16 protein-coding genes are annotated in these 18457 nt (G+C 60.8%); 7 read left to right on the forward strand and 9 right to left on the reverse strand.

Annotated features, from left to right (window positions below):
• Positions 1–108: 108 nt before the first annotated feature.
• A complete protein-coding gene (locus I6L44_RS07825) occupies positions 109–1125 on the reverse strand; it encodes a S66 peptidase family protein (protein ID WP_216953866.1) in 1017 nt (338 codons plus the stop codon).
• Positions 1126–1389: 264 nt separating this feature from the next.
• Between I6L44_RS07825 and I6L44_RS07830 the strand changes: the two genes are divergently transcribed.
• The 5 genes from I6L44_RS07830 (at position 1390) to cysG (ending at position 6931) form a co-directional block, all read left to right on the forward strand.
• Positions 1390–2232: a patatin family protein gene (locus I6L44_RS07830; protein ID WP_005333746.1), complete on the forward strand. Its 843-nt coding sequence runs from the start codon at positions 1390–1392 to the stop codon at positions 2230–2232.
• 200 nt (positions 2233–2432) lie between these two features.
• On the forward strand, positions 2433–3491 hold the full coding sequence (asrA, locus tag I6L44_RS07835) for an anaerobic sulfite reductase subunit AsrA (RefSeq protein ID WP_204383049.1): 1059 nt from the start codon (positions 2433–2435) through the stop codon (positions 3489–3491).
• Between the two features lies 1 nt (position 3492).
• Positions 3493–4332: an anaerobic sulfite reductase subunit AsrB gene (asrB, locus tag I6L44_RS07840; protein WP_216953874.1), complete on the forward strand. Its 840-nt coding sequence runs from the start codon at positions 3493–3495 to the stop codon at positions 4330–4332.
• A gap of 11 nt (positions 4333–4343) precedes the next feature.
• A complete protein-coding gene (gene asrC, locus I6L44_RS07845; protein ID WP_216953884.1) occupies positions 4344–5354 on the forward strand; it encodes a sulfite reductase subunit C in 1011 nt (336 codons plus the stop codon).
• A gap of 197 nt (positions 5355–5551) precedes the next feature.
• Positions 5552–6931, forward strand: a complete 1380-nt coding sequence (gene cysG / locus I6L44_RS07850) for a siroheme synthase CysG (RefSeq protein ID WP_216953894.1) — start codon at positions 5552–5554, stop codon at positions 6929–6931.
• 116 nt (positions 6932–7047) lie between these two features.
• Here cysG and I6L44_RS07855 read toward each other — a convergent pair whose 3' ends face one another.
• The 8 genes from I6L44_RS07855 to I6L44_RS07890 all read right to left on the reverse strand — a co-directional run bounded on the left by I6L44_RS07855 (position 7048) and on the right by I6L44_RS07890 (position 16444).
• Entirely contained in the window at positions 7048–7365 is a 318-nt protein-coding gene (locus I6L44_RS07855) for a heavy metal-binding domain-containing protein (RefSeq protein ID WP_216953896.1), read from the reverse strand.
• A 171-nt stretch (positions 7366–7536) separates the two neighbouring features.
• Positions 7537–8331 carry a cell division protein DedD gene (dedD, locus tag I6L44_RS07860; RefSeq protein WP_216953899.1) on the reverse strand — a complete coding sequence of 265 codons (795 nt, stop codon included), beginning with the start codon at positions 8329–8331 and terminating at the stop codon, positions 7537–7539.
• Between the two features lie 74 nt (positions 8332–8405).
• Entirely contained in the window at positions 8406–9665 is a 1260-nt protein-coding gene (gene folC, locus I6L44_RS07865; protein WP_216953901.1) for a bifunctional tetrahydrofolate synthase/dihydrofolate synthase, read from the reverse strand.
• Between the two features lie 2 nt (positions 9666–9667).
• On the reverse strand, positions 9668–10531 hold the full coding sequence (gene accD / locus I6L44_RS07870; RefSeq protein ID WP_005344944.1) for an acetyl-CoA carboxylase, carboxyltransferase subunit beta: 864 nt from the start codon (positions 10529–10531) through the stop codon (positions 9668–9670).
• A gap of 119 nt (positions 10532–10650) precedes the next feature.
• Complete coding sequence (gene truA, locus I6L44_RS07875) at positions 10651–11460, reverse strand: tRNA pseudouridine(38-40) synthase TruA (RefSeq protein ID WP_216953903.1); 810 nt, start codon at positions 11458–11460, stop codon at positions 10651–10653.
• 188 nt (positions 11461–11648) lie between these two features.
• Positions 11649–13841: a FimV/HubP family polar landmark protein gene (locus tag I6L44_RS07880; protein WP_216953906.1), complete on the reverse strand. Its 2193-nt coding sequence runs from the start codon at positions 13839–13841 to the stop codon at positions 11649–11651.
• A 271-nt stretch (positions 13842–14112) separates the two neighbouring features.
• Positions 14113–15129, reverse strand: coding sequence for an aspartate-semialdehyde dehydrogenase (locus tag I6L44_RS07885; RefSeq protein WP_005344937.1), 1017 nt, complete (start codon positions 15127–15129; stop codon positions 14113–14115).
• A gap of 193 nt (positions 15130–15322) precedes the next feature.
• Positions 15323–16444, reverse strand: coding sequence for a 4-phosphoerythronate dehydrogenase (locus I6L44_RS07890; RefSeq protein ID WP_216953908.1), 1122 nt, complete (start codon positions 16442–16444; stop codon positions 15323–15325).
• 247 nt (positions 16445–16691) lie between these two features.
• Between I6L44_RS07890 and I6L44_RS07895 the strand changes: the two genes are divergently transcribed.
• Together I6L44_RS07895 and rnt are read left to right on the forward strand one after the other, a co-directional pair.
• Positions 16692–17429, forward strand: coding sequence for a phosphatase PAP2 family protein (locus tag I6L44_RS07895; RefSeq protein ID WP_216953910.1), 738 nt, complete (start codon positions 16692–16694; stop codon positions 17427–17429).
• 99 nt (positions 17430–17528) lie between these two features.
• Positions 17529–18206, forward strand: coding sequence for a ribonuclease T (gene rnt, locus I6L44_RS07900; RefSeq protein ID WP_216953912.1), 678 nt, complete (start codon positions 17529–17531; stop codon positions 18204–18206).
• Positions 18207–18457: the final 251 nt, after the last annotated feature.

An 18457-nucleotide genomic window follows, 5' to 3' on the forward strand; every position in this document is an offset into this window, starting at 1 on the left:
CCGAGTCGCGCTTGTTGCCACAAACTACCCTTGATGGGCGGTGTCGAGCATTCATCAATCCTCTTCAGCACATAGCATGTGTGCTTCATCTCCCTCGGCAACATAGCCTCAACAGTCATCCCACCAGGGATCCAGCAAGGTGAGCTGCTGGCGGTCGAGCTCGAGCGCTACCTCGATGCCCAGCGGCAGCGTCAGCATGGGGTGGGTATGGGCGCAGTCAAACTCCGCCAGAATGGAGAAGCTCGGCTCCCCCACCACCTCCAGCAGGATATCGAGGGGGCGCTTGCCGCTACCCTGATCGTTGAACAGCTCGTGCTTGCCGAGGATAAGCGCGCCGATCCGATCAAACACCCCGCATAGCTTGAGGTGGGCAAAGGAGCGCTCCAGCGTCTCGGCAGATTTCAGGCTGTCCTCGAGCAGCAAAATGTCGCCGCACTCGATGGCTGGCATATAGGGAGAGCCCCAGATCCCCGCCATGGTGTTGAGGTTGCCGCCCATCAGTCGCCCCACTACCCGGCCAGAACCCACCGAGATCAGCCGATTGGGCTGGCACTGCTTGGCCCGGGTCTGGTTCTCCCAATCCAGCCGTTCATCGCTCCACTGCGCTGGCGTAGGCAGCGTGCAGGGGACACCAACTTCGTCGGCCAATGCAATCTGTAAAAAACTGGCCAGCGTCTCATCCACCAGCGGCGGCAACTCGCCAAAGGAGGCCACCAGCGCCGGGCCATAAAAGGTAACCAGGCCAGTTTGGGCATGGATGCCGAGCAGCAGTGCCGTCACATCGGAGTAGCCAACGATGATCTTGGGATCGCGCCTCAGCGCATCAAAATCGAGGTAATGGAGCAGAGAGTTGGAGTTGCTGCCGCCAATCACCGACATGATGCAGCGTACTTCGGGGTCGCGAATAAGGGCGTTGAGCTCTTCGGCCCGTGCGGCGATGGAGCCGGATCGCCAGTGATCCTGCTGGCCGGTGAGGCTGCCCGCCTTGAGCCTAAAGCCCTGCCCTTCAAGAAAGGCTTTTGCGCGGGCAAAACGGTTGGGAGCCCAGGCGGTCGCCGCGCTGGAGGGGGAGAAAAAAGCGATGGTATCGCCACGTCGGAGCAGCGGGGGAACCAATAACGTCATGACACACTCATCCTTGCCAATATCCAGCCATCACAGAGTCGTTGAGACTCCTACACAACCCCTTTGATCACAACGGGTTTATCACCATCGTTTAGAAATACAAAACACTTGATTCATTATTAACAGATATTCTAAACACTATCCCCTTCCTAGAATGACCTCATTGCGATGGCCAACCCGGTTGGTTGTCAGAATGGTCGGCCTGACAGCCCGAACGTTCTCTTTCCCACTTTTTCTCTCTGACTTATCAATGAGGTGCCTGTCATGAACAAAAACGCATCCCCCAGCGCATTGGTTGTAGAAGGCGGCGCCATGCGCGGCATATTTGCCAGCGGCGTACTGGATGCGTTTATCGAGCATGACTATCGCCCCTTTGACTTCGCCATCGGCGTCTCGGCGGGGGCCACCAACTTGCTGGCTTATCTCGCCAGCCAGCATGGCCGCAGCCACGAGATCCTGACCAAACTGGCGTGCAGCCAGCAGTTTATGGACCCCCTGCGCTTTGCCAAGGGGGGCAATCTGGTGGACATCCACTGGCTGTGGAACACCAGCTGCCGCAAGTATCCCCTCGACATTCACGCCTACCGGGAGACCGGCATCCCCTTCTATGCGGTGGTGACCAATACCCTGACCGGCAAGGCGGAGTACATCCGGGTCAAGCCGGAGAACATGAACGAGGTGCTGCCCGCCAGCTGCGCCATTCCCCTCGCCTCCCACGAATACCCAGAGGTGCACGGGGTACCGATGACAGATGGCGGGGTGGCCGACTCCATCCCGGTGATCGAGGCCTACCGCCGCGGTGCCCGTCACCTGACGGTGATCCTCTCCGAGCCCCTTGGCTATCGGCTCAAGCCGATGCCCTTCCCCTGGATGATCCGTACCCTGCTCAAGACCCGCCCCGCGCTGGCACAGGCGCTGGAGCAGCGGGATCGCAGCTACAACGAGGCGCTCGATTTTATCGCCAATCCGCCGGAGGACTGCCAGATCGAGGTGATCGCCCCGGCCGACTACTTCCCCGTTTCCCGTTTTACCCGCGATATCAACAAGCTGGAGATGGGATACGTGATGGGCAAGTGCGCAGGCTATCAGGCCGCCCTGCTCAATTGATAAGGGTTTTACAGGCATGACCCGACCTGCCGCGACGCTCGCGCCGCCAACACAATAACAATCGGGTCAGTTGAGCAACATGAGTCATAAAAACAGACCGTGGCGAGGCAAGCGCGGCCAGAACCGGTGCCAGACACCCTGACCGGCCCGCGCCTCATCCCTATGCCAGGGCATCTCACCCTCATACAAGGTGTTTATTTATGTCGTTTCTTCTCACCCATCCCGCGCTGGCGCAGCTGTTCGAGCGGCTGCTGCCCGATTACCGGATCATGGCGCCCGCGGCCGAATATCGGGGCGGCCGCTTCTCCGACACCGATAACGTCACCTACCACAGCATCCGCCATCCGGCCGAGCTGGTGTGGCAGGAGAAGTCCCACTTCTCCCCGAAAGAGGTGGTGCTCCCCATCACCCAGACCCTGTTCCACTTCGACAATCTGGAGCTACGCGAATCAAAGGTGGAGGCCAAGCCCACCCTGCTGTTCTTGCGCAGCTGTGATATCCACGCTCTGCGCAGGCTGGATCAGGTCTACCTGAAAAACGGCCAGAACAGCGACGTCTACTACGCCCGGCTGCGCAGCAAGCTCAAGCTGGTACTGCTGGAGTGCCGCGAGAGCTTCGAGAACTGCTTCTGCGTCTCCATGGGCAGCAACGAGACCCAGGACTACGCCGCCGCCATTCGTCTGAGCGATGAGGGTGCCCGTATTGAGGTGAAGGATCCCGAGCTGCTCGGCTACTTTGCCGAACTGGGCGAAGCCGATGACTTCACCCCGGAATTTGTCCAGAGCAACCCGGTCAAGGTACGCACTCCGGACAGCGTCTGTGACGACCCCCAGCGGATCCGCCAGATCCTCACCGCCCATCCGGTCTGGGCCGAGTACGACAGCCGCTGCATCGGCTGCGGCCGCTGTACCACCTCCTGCCCGACCTGCAGCTGCTACAGCGTGCACGACCTCACCTATGCGGAGAACCCCAAGCAGGGCGAGCGCCGTCGCCAGTGGGCCAGCTGCATGGTGGATGGCTTCAGCGACATGGCCGGTGGCCACGGTTTTCGCGCAAAGCATGGCGAGCGCCTGCGTTATCGCGCCCTGCACAAGGTCAACGACTACAAGGCCCGTCAGGGAGAGGAGCACATGTGCGTCGGCTGTGGCCGCTGCGACGATCGCTGCCCTCACTACATCTCCTTTAGCAACATCATCAACAAGATGACCGATGTGGTCGAACAGACCATCGCAGCCGACAACGCGCAGGGGGCGAACTGATATGTGCCAGTGCCAACAAACCGCAACAGCAGAACCGCAGCAGGACGTGGTCGAAAACCGCCTGCTGCCCAAGGCCTACACCATTCTGGCCATCGAGCCCCACACCGAGCTGGAGTGGAACTTTCGAGTATCACGCGACTTTGATGTCCACTACGGCCAGTTTGTGGAGATCTCCCTGCCCACCGTGGGCGAAGCGCCCATCTCGGTCTCCGACTATGGCGATGGCTATGTGGATCTGTTGATCCGCAAGGTCGGCAAGGTGACCGATGCGCTGTTTGCCCTCGATGTGGGCGACAAGGTGTGGATGCGCGGCGTCCACGGTAACGGCTATCCGCTGGAGACCTACCGCAACCAGCACCTCATCGTGGTGGCGGGCGGCACCGGCGTCGCGCCGGTCAAGGGGCTGCTGCGCCGCTTCAGCAAACATCCGGAAGAGGTGAAATCCCTCGACATGATCCTCGGCTTCAAGAACGAGCAGGCGGTGCTCTATCGCCACGAGATGCCGCTCTGGGCCGAGCAGCAGAACCTCATCGTCACCCTGGACGAGGGCAAGGAGAGCGAGCAGTTTCGCATCGGCCGGGTCACCGACTACATCGACCAGCTGGATCTCGCTGACAAGGAGGATATCCAGGTGATCGTGGTCGGCCCCCCCATCATGATCCGCTTCGTGGTGCTCGCCTTCCTCGAACGGGGCATCCCCAAGGCTCGCATCTGGGTCGACTACGAACGCCGCATGGCCTGCGCCGTGGGCAAGTGTGGCCACTGCCGGATGGGCGACACCTATATCTGCGTGGATGGACCGGTCTTTCGTTTTGACCAGGCCCAGCATCTGATCGACTGAGGGAGAACACCATGAGTCTCGATATCGACATCATCAAGGCCCGCGCCAAGAACGAATACCGCCTCTCCAAGGTGCGCGGCGAAGCGATGATCAGCGTACGCATTCCCGGCGGGATCATGCCCGCCCACCTGCTGGCGGTGGCCCAGCAGATCGCCGAACAGTATGGCAACGGCCTGATCCACCTCACCACCCGCCAGAAGCTGGCGATGCCCGGCATCAAGTATCAGGACATGGACAAGGTCAACGCCGCCCTCGAGCCCTTTATCAAGGAGATCGAGGTGGAGACCTGCGGCATCGAGGTAGAAGACACCACAGCCGGTTACCAGACCATCGGCGGGCGCAATATCGTCGCCTGTCAAGGCAACACCATCTGCCAGAAGGGCAATATCGACTGCACCGGGCTGGCTCAGCGGATGGAGAAGCACCTCTACCCCAACCCCTATCACCTCAAGATGGTGATCGCCGGCTGCCCCAACGACTGCGCCAAGGCCAACATGGCCGACTTCGGTATCCTCGGCATCGCCAAGATCCACTTCAATGCCGAGCGTTGCATCGGCTGCGGCGCCTGCGTCAAGGCGTGCAGCCACCACGCGGTGGATTGCCTCGCCATCAAGCATGGCAAGGCGGTCAAAGAGGAGAGCAAGTGCATCGGCTGTGGCGAGTGTGTGCTGGCCTGCCCGACCCTGGCCTGGCAGCGGGATCCCAAGCAGCTCTACATGGTCAAGCTGGGGGGACGCACCAGCAAGAAGACTCCCCGTACCGGCAAGCTGTTCCTCAACTGGGTGACCGAAGAGGTGCTGCATGCGGTGATCCAGAACCTGTTCGAGTTCGAGGCCGAGATGCTGGATGGCAAGCCCATCTACCTGCACATGGGTCACCTTATCGACCGGGCCGGTTATCACAAGTTCAAGGAGCGGGTGCTGCGCGGCGTCACCCTCAACCCGGAAGCCATGGTCGCTGACCGCATCTTCTGGGCAGAAGATCAGTACGTCGCCAACATGCACGTCAAAGCGGTGCAATAGGAAAAACCTCGTTTGGGGAAGCGTGATCAAGTGGCCGACACCGGTGGGGATCTGTCGTTGGCCCGGGCGTAGATCACCCTTCCCCTTTTTTATTCCCGTCGGGGGATCTTTCCCCCGACCATCCGGGGTGCGTCACGGCGCGCCCTGCTATCTCGCCCGGCGCGGCATTGCGAGCGGGCCAGCATCCGGAGCCTGTTATGGACTTTCTCCCTCTCTTCTGTCAGCTGCAAAACAAGCCGGTCCTGATCGTCGGCGGCGGTGAGGTGGCGGTGCGCAAGGCGCGCCTGCTGCTCGATGCCAAGGCGAAGATCATCATTAATGCCCCGCATCTGGAACCCCAGCTGATGAGCTGGGCCGAGCAGGGTCGCCTGACCGTCTGCGCCGCCGGCTTTCATCCCGAACTACTCGATGGCAAGTGGCTGGTGATCGCCGCCACCAACCAGCCAGAGGTCAACCATCAGGTCTTTCATGAGGCGAGCCTGCGCCAGATCTTCTGCAATGTGGCGGACTCTCCGGCCCACTGCAGCGCCATCATGCCTGCCATCATCGACCGCTCGCCGCTGATGGTGGCCATCTCCAGCGCAGGCGCGGCCCCGGTTCTAAGCCGCCAGCTGCGGGAAAAACTTGAAGCCATGCTGCCGCAACACCTCGGCCAGCTCGCGGCGCTGGCAGGCAAGCTGCGCGAGCGGGTCAAACTCATTCCGGACAAGCTGGCCCGCCGCCGCTTCTGGGAGCGACTCTTTAGCCATGAGCGACTGGCATGCCAGCTGGCCCGCGGCCAGCAGCAAGCTGCCGAGCAGAGCGTCGCAGAGCTATTGAATGAGCCACTGCAGAGCAAGGGAAGCGTAACCCTGGTGGGCGCCGGCCCTGGCGATGCGGGACTGCTTACCCTAAGCGGTCTGCAGCAGTTGCAGCAGGCGGATGTAGTGGTCTATGACCGGCTGGTGTCGCAGGAGGTGCTGGCACTTGTGCGCCGGGATGCCGAGCGGATCTTTGTTGGCAAGGAGGCGGGCCGCCACTGTGTGCCCCAGCAGGCGATCAACCAGCTATTGCTGGAGCAGGCCCGCCTCGGCAAACAGGTGGTGCGGCTCAAGGGGGGCGATCCCTTTATCTTTGGCCGGGGTGGCGAGGAGCTGGAAACCCTGGCCGAGGCGGGCATCCCCTTCTCGGTAGTACCGGGCATTACGGCTGCGTCGGGCTGCGCCGCCTACAGCGGCATTCCCCTCACCCACCGCGATCATGCCCAGCGGGTGCAGTTCATCACCGGCCACGACAAGGAGGGCAATATCGCCCAGGAGTGGTCGGCGCTGGCGGCCCGCCGCCAGACTCTGGTCTTCTACATGGGGCTGGCCCACGCCGCCCGCATTCAGGATGAGCTGCAAACCCACGGCATGCCCGGTCATACCCCGGTGGCGCTGGTGGAGCAAGGCACCCAGCTCAGTCAGCGGGTGGTGCGCGGCGAGCTGCAGCAGTTGGCCGAACTGGCCCGTCAGGTGAAGAGCCCGAGCCTCATCATCATCGGCTCGGTGGTCACTCTGGCCGACCAGCTCGACTGGTATGGCAACGACAGAAATTGATCAATAAACGAGAAGGGCCGACAACCGGGTTGTCGGCCCTTGGGCAGCCAGCAGTTATCCACTTTATCCGTGACCCTGCCTGCGACGGCAGTTGTCGGCAACCCTTGCGTGGCGCATCACACCAGCACGGCAGTACCACTGATGCTGACCATCAGCATGCTGCCGTTTTGCCCCACCACTTCGTAGTCGATATCGATACCGACCACCGCATTGGCGCCAAGGGCGGCAGCGCGCTCTTTCAGCTCATCGAAGGCGATGTCGCGGGCACGGGCCAGCTCTTTTTCATAGGCGCCGGAGCGGCCGCCGATGATGTCGCGGATCCCGGCAAAGAGATCCTTAAAAATGTTGGCGCCGAGAATGGCTTCGCCAACCACGATGCCGCGGTATTCACGAATGGTTTTGCCTTCCAGCGTGGGGGTCGTCGAGAGGATCATCTTGAACTCCTGTGAGTAGCAGAAGGCCCCAGACTACCCCAACTGACAGCAAATCCCAACCGGGTGGTGGCCTGTACGACGCCGTCATTAAAAATCACGACGGTCAGATAAAAAACACCGCGCACGGGGCGCGGTGTTTGTTTCAGAGGGCCATTGCCAACGGCAACGCCATTACGGGTTGTAGGAGACCACCGAGCCACTGAGGCCGGTCATCTGGGAGATCCGTCCCTGCATCCCCTGCAGTTTGGCCTTGGAGACATCCGGCCCGATAAAGACCCGATTGAGCTGACCCTGCACCGGTGTGCGCGGCGAGGTGTGGGCAGAGTAGCCCGCCGCCCGCAGCTTGCTCACCAGCGCGTTGACGCTGTCGACGTTCTTGAAGGCACCAAGCTGGAGGATCCAGCTACCCTGCGCGGCCGCGGGTGCAGGTGCAGGTGTGGTCGACTGATTCATCTTGCTTTCAATCAGATCATCGAGGGACTTGATCTGACCCGCCTGTGGTTTGGCTGGCGCAGGTGCCTTGGCCACTTCAACCGGTTTGGCTGGCGTCGGCTTGGGTGCTGGCTTGGGCGGTTCGACCGGTTTTTTGGCCACCACTTCTGGCTTGGGCTGTGGCTTGGGTTGGGCATTCTGTTGCGACTGGACCGGTGCGGCAGGGGTTGTCGCCGGCTGCGCGCCGTTGCCCTGACCGGCGAGGGTCATGGGGTCAGCCACCTCTTCCACTTGCCACTGCTGGGCCGCAGAGGCCTGTTGCTGGCTGGCCAGATGATCGGCGGGCAGGCTGCTGGCTGCCGAGACCTGCAGCGCAGGCTTGGCAGGCTCCAGCTCGGGGCGCAGCGGGATCTTGGCAAAGGCCTCCTCCTTTTGTGCCAGCTTGTGACCATCCAGCAAGTCCGGCAGGAAAATAACAACCAGGGCCACCAGGATGACGGTGCCCACCAGACGGTTTTGAAACTTCGAGGCCAAGTTGAATCCTACCTTTACGTAACTCAATATGCGATTTGGCTCCCCGCCAAAGGGCTGGGGAGCCGGGGTGTGGCCTAGACGGCGACACCCGCCAGAATGTCGGCGACAGTGTAAAACGAACCAAACACAATGACCATATCGTCCGGACTCGATGCGGCCAACGCTGCCTGATAAGCGGCGCTGACATCATCAAACTCCCTGGCAGGCCCCTTGCCCTCTCCCAACGCCGCAGCCAGTTGCGCAGCGGTGGCGGCGCGCGGGCCGGTGAGGCTGGCCAGATACCACTCGCCGATCAGACCATCGAGTTCGGCAAGTGACCCCGCCATGTCCTTGTCTTTGAGCATGCCGACCACGGCACGGCGCACACCCGTGCAGGGCATCTTGCGCAATTGCGCGGCCAGATAGGCTGCCGAATGGGGGTTATGGGCCACATCGACGATCACCAGCGGCGCACTTTGCAACTGCTGCATCCGGCCAGCCAGCCGGGCATTGGCAAGCCCGTCACGAATGGCGGACTCCGGCAGCGGCAAGCCGAGGGATTCCAGCGCCGCCAGCACGGTCACCGCGTTCATCAGCGGCAGCGCCGGTTTTGGCAGATCCCGCCACTGGTTGAGGCCGTGATAATCCCAACCGCTCTCGTGCTCATCGCCACGAAAATCGAGACCGACCTGACGCAGGTTGGCGCTAAGACGCTGTGCTTCGCTCGCGATAGTCGCAGGTGGATTGGGCTCACCGCTGATGGCGGGTTTTCCGGCACGATAGACCCCAGCCTTCTCCACCGCCACGGCTTCACGGGTATCACCCAGCCAGTCGCAGTGATCGAGGGCAATGGAGGTGATCATCGCCACATCGGACTCCACCACATTGGTGGCGTCGAGCCGGCCACCCAACCCCACCTCCAGCAGCAGCACATCGGGCGCGGCGCGGCGGAACAGCCACAGCCCAGCCAGCGTTGCGAACTCGAAGAAAGTGAGGGCAATTTCGCCGCGAGCCGCTTCCACCTCGGCAAAGGCGGCGCAGTGGTCGCTGTCGGGCAGCTCCTGCCCGTTGACCCGCACTCGCTCGGTAAAGTGCAGCAGATGGGGCGAGGAGTAAACGCCGACCTTATAGCCTGCGGCCATCAGAATGCTGGCCGCCATGGCACAGCTGGAGCCCTTGCCGTTGGTGCCCGCCACCGTGATCACCTTGAACGGCAGTTGGGTCAGCCCCATACGCCGGGCAACGGCACCGACCCGATCCAGACCCATGTCGATATTGACCGGATGGATCTGCTCCAAATAAGAAAGCCAGTCGACAAGCGACCGGCTTTGGGATTGTTGCATGTTTGAACTCATCTTCACTCTTCGATGACGTGAGTATTCAGCATTTTGGCGAGCAGGCTGGCCAGACGGTTACGCATGTCGCGACGATCGATAATCAGGTCGATGGCCCCCTTCTCCAGCAGGAATTCGGAGCGCTGGAAGCCTTCCGGCAGTTTCTCGCGTACGGTCTGCTCGATAACGCGCGGGCCGGCAAAACCGATCAGCGCCTTGGGCTCGCCCACGTTGATGTCACCCAGCATCGCCAGACTGGCGGAAACGCCCCCCATGGTGGGGTCGGTCAGCACAGAGATAAAGGGCAGGCCAGCCTTGGAGAGTCGGTCCAGCGCCGCGCTGGTCTTGGCCATCTGCATCAGGGAGAAGAGGGCTTCCTGCATGCGGGCACCACCAGAAGTGGAGAAACAGACCAGACCGCGGCCCTCCTTGATGCACTCCTCGACGGCGCGCACGAAGCGGGCACCGACCACGGAGGACATGGAGCCACCGATAAAGGAGAACTCAAAGGAACAGGCGACAACCGGCACCCCTTTGAGGGTCCCTTTCATGACCACCAGCGCATCTTTTTCTCCTGTCGCTTTCTGGGCGGCAGACAAACGATCCTTGTAGCGCTTGGAATCCTTGAATTTCAGTACATCCTGCGGCTCCAGCTCGGCACCGATCTCGGTACGACCCTGCTCGTCGAGGAAACTCTCGAGACGGGCGCGAGCGCTGATGCGCATATGATGATCACACTTGGGGCACACTTCGAGGTTGCGCTCCAACTCTGCCCGGTAGAGCACCTGTTCACAAGCACTGCACTTGGTCCACACCCCTTCCGGAATGTTGTGACGACGGGGTGCAGTGATCTTGCTCTTGGGAAGAATCTTCTCAAGCCAGCTCATGGAATTCCTTAATGCTTTTGTGCCTGACAAAACGCATCGAGCCTAGATTGTTCAATGACTTAATAGCTCGATGGCAACAAATGACGGGTCATTAAACCACAATTTTTCGGGCGCAGTTACTAAAAACTGGTCGTACCCGGTGCCGAGTCCGGCAGCCACAGCGGGCCGAGCGGCAACTGCGGCAGAGCAAACTCGGCCGGGTAATCCACGTCGACCAGATAGAGGCCGCCGGCCTTGGCGGTCGGCCCGGCCAGATTGCGATCCTTGGCAGCCAGCACCTCGGCAATCCACTCCACCGGTTTGAGCCCCTGGCCCACCAGCAGCAGGGAGCCGGTGATGTTGCGCACCATGTGGTGCAGGAAGGCGTTGGCCTTGATGTCGAGCACGATGTAGGGGCCGGAGCGGCTGACGCACAGATGGGTCACATTGCGCCACGGGGTGTTGGATTGGCAGGCGACGGCACGGAAGGTGCTGAAGTCATGCTCCCCCAGCAGGCTCTGGCCCGCCTGGTGCATCAACTCGGCATCGATGGTCTCGTGGTAGTGGCTGACGCCACTGCCGAGGATCGCCGGACGGAAGTTGTGGTTGTAGATGACGTAACGGTAGCGACGGGCGGTGGCGCTGAAGCGGGCGTGGAACGTTTCGTCCACCTCCTTGACCCAGCGCACGGCGATATCCGGCGGCAGGTTGGAGTTGAGCCCCAGGGTCCAGGCCCCTTCGGCACGGTTCGCCTCGGTATCGAAGTGGATCACCTGGCCGGTCGCATGGACGCCGGCATCGGTGCGCCCGGCACACTGGATGGAGACAGGGTGGTTGGCGATCCGGCTGATGGCCTTCTCCAACTCCTCCTGCACGCTGATCACTTCACGCTGACGCTGCCAACCGAAATACCGGCTGCCGTCATATTCAATACCTAGGGCAATTCGCATGGATAAACTTGTCTTGTTGTGAAACGCAGTGAAAGAAACGGGGCGGATTATACGCGCTCAACTCGAAAAGTCCCACAAACCGCCTGATTGGCTTGCATGGGCGGAGAATTCACCCTGTGCAAATTGCCATGAAGAAGGGGGCAGCCAATGGCTGCCCCCTTCTTGCTGATCCCGCGACAGGGACAATTTTACCCCAACCGCTTGAGCAGTTTTTCTGCCTCGGCACGCTGATGCTCGGTGCCCTGCTCTGCCGCTTCTTGCAGCAGCTCGCGGGCGCTATCCTTGTCGTCGATCTCGAGGTAAGCGCGGGCCAGATCCAGCTTGGCCCCCACACCGCCGTCATCGGCATCCACATCAAAGCCGGTGGATTCAGGCAACACCTCGGGGAAACCATCGAGCCCCACGTCCAGCGAGAGACCCTGATAGGGCTCCTGCTCCGGCGCGGTGGCATCCGCATCGGCCAGCAGCTTGTCGATCTCGACGTAACCGCTTGCCTGGGCCTGTTCCCTTGGCTGCAATTCTGCCGGATGAGACTCCACTTCGGTAAAGGCATCCTCGAAATCGGAGAGCGCCAGTTCGTTGGGATCCCACTCAAGATCGAGCTCGGTCTCCTTGCCTTTGGTTGGCTCAAGCCCCAACTCGGCCAACATATCATCAGCCGAACCATCCACGCTCAAGTCGATGGCATTATTGCCCTCGCCCGCAGCCGGTTTATCCAGCTCATTTTCAAAATCACCCAGATCAAAACTGGCCAGATCATCAGCAGCCGTACTCTTGCTGCTTGCACTCAACTCCGGTTCCAGATCAGCCGAAAGATCCGCATCCAGCTCGGCAAACAGGGCTGCCTGCAGCTCCTCTTCGCTCATGAGCTCATCAGCATCCCTGGACTTGGGATTGAACTCGCTGGCCAGATCCATGTCGGGTTCATTGGCCAACGCGACAGGCTCATCCAGCGAGAGATCGAGATCCGGCACCAGATCCGGGTCACGACTGGCTGACTGGGCAGCCATTCGCTCCGGCTCGAAACCTTGCAGATCGATCTCGCCATCGTCGCTGAAAACCAGATCAACATCCGGCTTTTTAGCCGGTTCATCTGGCTCGACCGGCATAAAGCCATCAGGGGTATTGAGATCCGGCACCGGGCGTACCGGCTCGTTGTCGGTCACATCGACACTCAGCAGATCGTCAAACTCGCTCTGCTCCTGATCCATCATCATGGCGGTGGACTCGGAGAGGCTCTTCTCCTGCTCCTCCAGCTCGCGACGGGCACGGGCCCGCAGCCACAGGGTCACCAGCGCCAATACCAGCAGCACCGGCAGCAGGATGATCATGGCAAGGTTGAGCGGTGAGGAGAGCAGCTCCATCAGCCAGTGCTGCTTGGGTTCAGGCTCTGCCACCACGGGGGGGACAGGTCTGGCCTTCAGCTCGGCGAGCTCTTTTTGCAGCGCGGTCTGATCCTGCAACTGGGCCTTGAGGGTCTCGACCTCTTCGGTGAGAGATTGCAAGCGCAGTTTGAGCCTGTGGTTCATCTCGGTCACCTGACCGAGCTGGGCATTGGCATCTTCCAGCGCCAGCGCCATCTCGGTGGCCGGTTTGCCCACCGGTTTTTCCAGATCGGAAGGCAGAGGCGCCGGTGTGGTGCTTGCTGCGGCGCTCGTCGCCGGGACTGGGGCCACCGCCTCTTTTGGCGCAGGCTCGCTCGCCTTGACAACATCTTTGGTTTCAGCAGACGGTTGCGGTGCTACGACAGGAGCAGGAATGGGTGCCGCTTTTGCCGCAGGCAAGGGAGCTGGCGCGGTTTTCACCGGTTCGGCTTTGGCAGTCTCAACCTTCACGGGCTTGGCCGCCGGTTTGGCGCCATGGGCCTGCTTCTCGGCGAGATACTTGGGGCTTAACCCCTTCCAGCTGGCGTTGTCGCTGCGGAACTTAGCACGCGCCTGGGCATCGGTGATGACGCTCGCCTCGGCCACGGTCGGCAACAGGATGCGTGACCCCACCAGAATGTGGTTGATATTGCCATCGGCAAAACTGCGGGGGTTTTTCTCGTAGATCGCCACCATGGTCTGGTAGACGCTGACACTACTGGAGGGACGGTATTTGCTCGCCAGACTCCAGAGAGTATCGGTTGGACGAACAGGGCCATAACTACCGGCATTGGCCGTGACCTGACGTACCACCGGCTGGGCGGTTGCACGTACCGGTTGCGCAACGGGTCTGGCGACCGGTTGCGCCAGCGGCTGGGAATTGACGGCTGGAGGTGCGGGCTCGTCAGGGCCTTTTAGCTCGACAAAAAAAGGCTCCCGCGCAGCGTCTTCAGCCTGGACGGAGCCCAGCAGACCCAATGCGAGTAGCGTTGCCAATGTTATGCGGGAATGTCCCATATTCGTTCCTTCGTATGACGGCCCTATCACATTGAAAAATCTGGATAGTTACCCCAAAACAGTCGGTTCAATATAAATCAGGCTCGCGTCGCAAGCCAGTAGTCCGACACATTTAGCACCCGACTTGACTCTGAGTGTAGGAAAAAACTTAATCAGTTGATATCGCAACAGAATCTTGAAGTGACGGAGTGCGGCATGGGTCACACCCCCGATTTATCACAGGCCGGATGCGCAGCACTCCCTGCTGCCCATCTGTGGCATCTGACCAGCCTTACAGATAGTCGCGAACCAGCAGCTCGGCAATCTGTACACTGTTGGTTGCCGCGCCCTTACGAACGTTATCGGCCACGATCCACATATTGATACCACTCGGGTGAGAAATATCCTGGCGCACCCGACCCACCAGCACCTCATCCTTGCCGGTTGCGTCACGCACCGGGGTCGGATAGTCCCCTTCGTCATCAAACAGGGTCACACCCGGCGCATTGCGCAGCAGGTCCTTGACCTGTTCGGCATCGAGCGGCTGGTGCAGCTCGACGTGTACCGCCTCGGCGTGGCCGTAGAAGACCGGCACCCGCACGCAGGTGGGGTTCACGGCAATGCTGGCATCGCCGAGGATCTTCTGGGTTTCCCATACCATCTTCATCTCTTCACGGGTGTAGCCGTTGTCGGTGAAGCTGTCGATCTGCGGGATCAGGTTAAAGGCGATCTGTTGCGGATAGAGGGTCGGTTCCACCGGACGACCGTTGAGCAGATGAGCGGTCTGACCCGCCAGCTCGCTGACCCCCTCTTTGCCGGAGCCTGACACGGATTGATAGGTGGCCACGTTGATGCGGGCAATGCCCACTTCGTCGTGCAGCGGCTTCAGGGCCACCAGCATCTGGATAGTGGAGCAGTTGGGATTGGCGATGATGTTGCGATTGCGAAAATCGGCCAGCGCATCCGGGTTCACTTCCGGGATCACCAGCGGGATATCTTCGTCGTAACGGAAGCAGGAGGTGTTGTCGATGACGATACAACCGTGCTCGGCAGCAATCGGCGCCCACTTGGCAGATACCTCGGCACCGGCGGAGAAGAGTGCGATCTGCACCTGGCTCCAGTCAAACTCCTCCACATCGAGGATCTCGAGGTTCTTGCCGCCAAAGCGCACTGTATCACCGGCGCTGCGGCTGGAAGCCAGCGGATAGAGGGTCGCTACCGGAAATTCGCGCTCTTCCAGGATCTCGATCATGGCCTGACCCACGGCGCCGCTGGCACCCAATACCGCTACGTTAAACTGCTGGCTCATTCTGTTCTCCTCTGATAATGCTGCAATGGCGCCGGGTGGCACCATGGTCGGCAGGCTCCCGCACGGCGAGATGACGCTGCCTGATATGGCTGAGCTGGCGCAGTAGCATCTGCGCCAGCTCAGTAAAAAATGGGTTCGAGGTAGCCAGTACGGCTCACCCCTTCCGGTTATCTTCCAACTCCTAGTCCCCAACTCAGGGGCGTGACAGCGCAAATCCCAGCTCGCCCAGCGCCTGGTCGGCAAACACCCCCTCAACCTGCAGGGAGGATAGTTCACGGCGCTCTGGATAGTGTTTGCGCTGCTCGTCAAAGCTGCCGGGCAAGCCGAGTCGGGCCCGGAAACGGGCATCATCGCGGCGCACATCATAGACCAGATGCACCAGCTGCTTGATCAGCGCCTGATCCGGTGCGCGGCCCGGCACCACCGCCTGCACATCGGGGGCAGGCAACAGCTGACTCAAATCCTGACGAGGCTGGCGCCCCAGCTGCTGGCAGAGCGCCTGATAAAGCATCCAGGTACCGCGGGCCTTCCCCTCCAGGCTGTAACCGGCGATATGGGGGGTGGCAATCTCGGTATGGGGCACCAGCGCAGCCAGTGGCTCGGGCTCGTTCTCCCACACATCCATCACCAGTCGCAACGGCTTATCGCTCAACTGGCGCGCCAGCAGGGCCCGGTTATCCCACACCTCGCCACGGGAGGCGTTGATCAGGATCTGCCCGGCAGGACGCGCGGCAATCTGTTCGGCATCGAGCAGATGGTAGGTGGCATCCGGCCCTTCACGGGTAATGGGCACATGGAAGCTGACGATATCGGCACCAAGAGCGGTCTGATAATCGACAAAGCCCGCATCGGGGGTATTACGCGCCTTGGGTGGATCGCAGCGCAGTACCCGCATGCCGAGCGCTTGGGCCTTGCCAGCCACGCACTCGCCGGTATTGCCCGCGCCAATCACCGCCAACGTCATGGCCGAGAGGTCGAGTTCATAGCGCTCCGCCAGCACCAGCAGGGCGGAGAGCACATAATCCCCCACCGAATACTTGTTGCAACCGGGGGCGCTGAAGAAGGGAATATTGCGGCTTGCCAGCAACGCCTTGTCCACATGGTCGGTGCCTATGGTGGCGGTGCCGACAAACCCGAGTTTGGGGCTGGTCGCCAGCAAATCGCCGTTGACGCGGGTGACCGAACGCACCAGCAGCACATCGGCATCGAGCAGATCGCAGGCCTGCATCTGCCGTCCGGGCAAGGGGATCACCTCGCCAAATTCGGCAAACAGCTCCACGGCATGGGGCATATTCTCATCAACGACTATCTTCATCGGGCTCTCTTTGGTCACAACCGCCACGGGGGCGCCATTCTAGCGCAAAGCCGCCCGAGATTTCAGCCTGTGATGCAATCAGGCGCGAAAGGGGACCACATTGTTCGGTGGCCACTCTCTCCTGCCGTTCAAACTGAGGATGTCGCCACAAATGTGTAAGCAGAGGTAACAAACGTGCTGCTCGGCTTTGTCCGGGCATGTCACGGTGGCACAATGCCCCTCTTTTTCGCGATCGCCCATATCCACCATGCCGCCACATTTCTCGTCGCTCTCTATCTCCTCACTCACCCGCAGTCAGGTGCTTGGCTTCACTGCCCTGTTGATCCTGCCCCTGCTGATGCTCGCCACCCTGCCCTGGCAGCCTTTTCTGACCGGTTCACTGCAGTCAGGCTGGCTATGGTGGTTATACGCCCTTACCCGCATGGTCGATATTCCCGGGATCGGGGTCAGTGGCGCCCTCTTGCTGCTACTGACCCGCTACAAACTCAAACTGGAGCTGGCGCCCTTCATTGCGCTGGGGTGTGTACTGGCTGCCCTGCTTGCCAGCGACTGGGTGATCAAGAGCCTGGTCAAACACCTGACCGAAGAGCCCAGACCCTACCTGCTCTGGCTGGAGAGTCAGGGGCTGATCCCGGCCATTAAAAGCTTCTACGCCAGTAGCGTCGATGTACGCAGTGAGCAGGTGCATGCGGCCAGCCAGTTGCTGGCCCTGCCAGAGTGGCTCGGCCACCACTGGCAAAAGGAGGTGAATTACGCCTTCCCCTCTGGCCACAGCATCGCCGCCATCAGCCTGGCCCAATTCTTTGGCCTCATCTGGCTGGCCCGCGCCCCCACGGGCGTCTGGCTACTGCCACTGTGGGCACTGGGGGTTGGTCTGTCGCGCATGGTAATGGGGATGCACTGGCCGGTGGATGTACTGGCCAGCGCCCTGCTGGGGTCGTTCACGGCGCTAATTGCCGCCCGCTGGTGGCTGCACAGATATTGAATCCGGCACCATCTTGCCGCTGTCTCCTGCGTGGGATGGGAGGACAAGCCTGTGCTTTTTTGCCATAATGCCGCCTCATTTTATCCCGACCGAGATCCCATGACCGACGCAGTTCATACCCTCAAGGGCCGTTTCCGTGGTTTTTACCCCGTTGTCATCGATGTTGAAACAGCCGGGTTCAACGCCAAGACCGATGCCCTGCTCGAGATAGCGGCTTACACCCTGAAAATGGATGAGCAGGGTTGGCTCGTTCCCGATCACATATTCCACTTTCATGTCGAGCCCTTCGAAGGGGCCAACCTGGAAAAGGCCGCGCTGGAGTTCACCGGCATCGATCCCTACAACCCGTTGCGTGGCGCTGTCTCGGAAAAAGAGGCGCTGACCGAGATCTTCAAGGGAATCCGCAAGGGGATGAAGGAGCAGGATTGCGGCCGCGCCATCATAGTGGCCCACAACGCCACCTTTGATCACGGCTTCGTGATGGCTGCCGCCGAGCGCGCTGGCCTCAAGCGCAATCCGTTCCACCCGTTTGCCACCTTCGACACCGCTGCTCTCTCCGGATTGGCGCTGGGGCAGACCGTGCTGGCCAAAGCGTGCCAGAGCGCCCGCATCCCGTTTGACAATAAAGAGGCGCACTCTGCCCTCTATGACACCGAACGCACCACAGAGCTGTTCTGTCATATCGTTAACCGCTGGAAGAGCATGGGGGGTTGGCCGCCTGCGCATCCGGATGATGACACAACCGATGCCCCTACCGATGATGAGGGACAAGAATAAACGGATGAAGGCTGCCACTGGCAGCCTTCGCTTTTTGGGGAAGTGATTGATTGCACAGCGCACCGGAAATCGCTATCAAGGTCACTATCCACCGCTGAGCGCGGGATGCACGGAGACAAACAGGTCACAAACCCTCAGGTTGAGCAACCTTGTGCCACATGCTGCTGCAATATGAGGGGTTTGACTGATTTTTTTCTCGACATTTGTCACATTTTTCGCAAACTAACTCCCCTTCACATGACAGACAGCAA

Origin of the sequence: Aeromonas sp. FDAARGOS 1414 (genome assembly GCF_019047065.1) — a bacterium.
In the GTDB taxonomy this organism is placed as follows: domain Bacteria; phylum Pseudomonadota; class Gammaproteobacteria; order Enterobacterales; family Aeromonadaceae; genus Aeromonas; species Aeromonas veronii_A.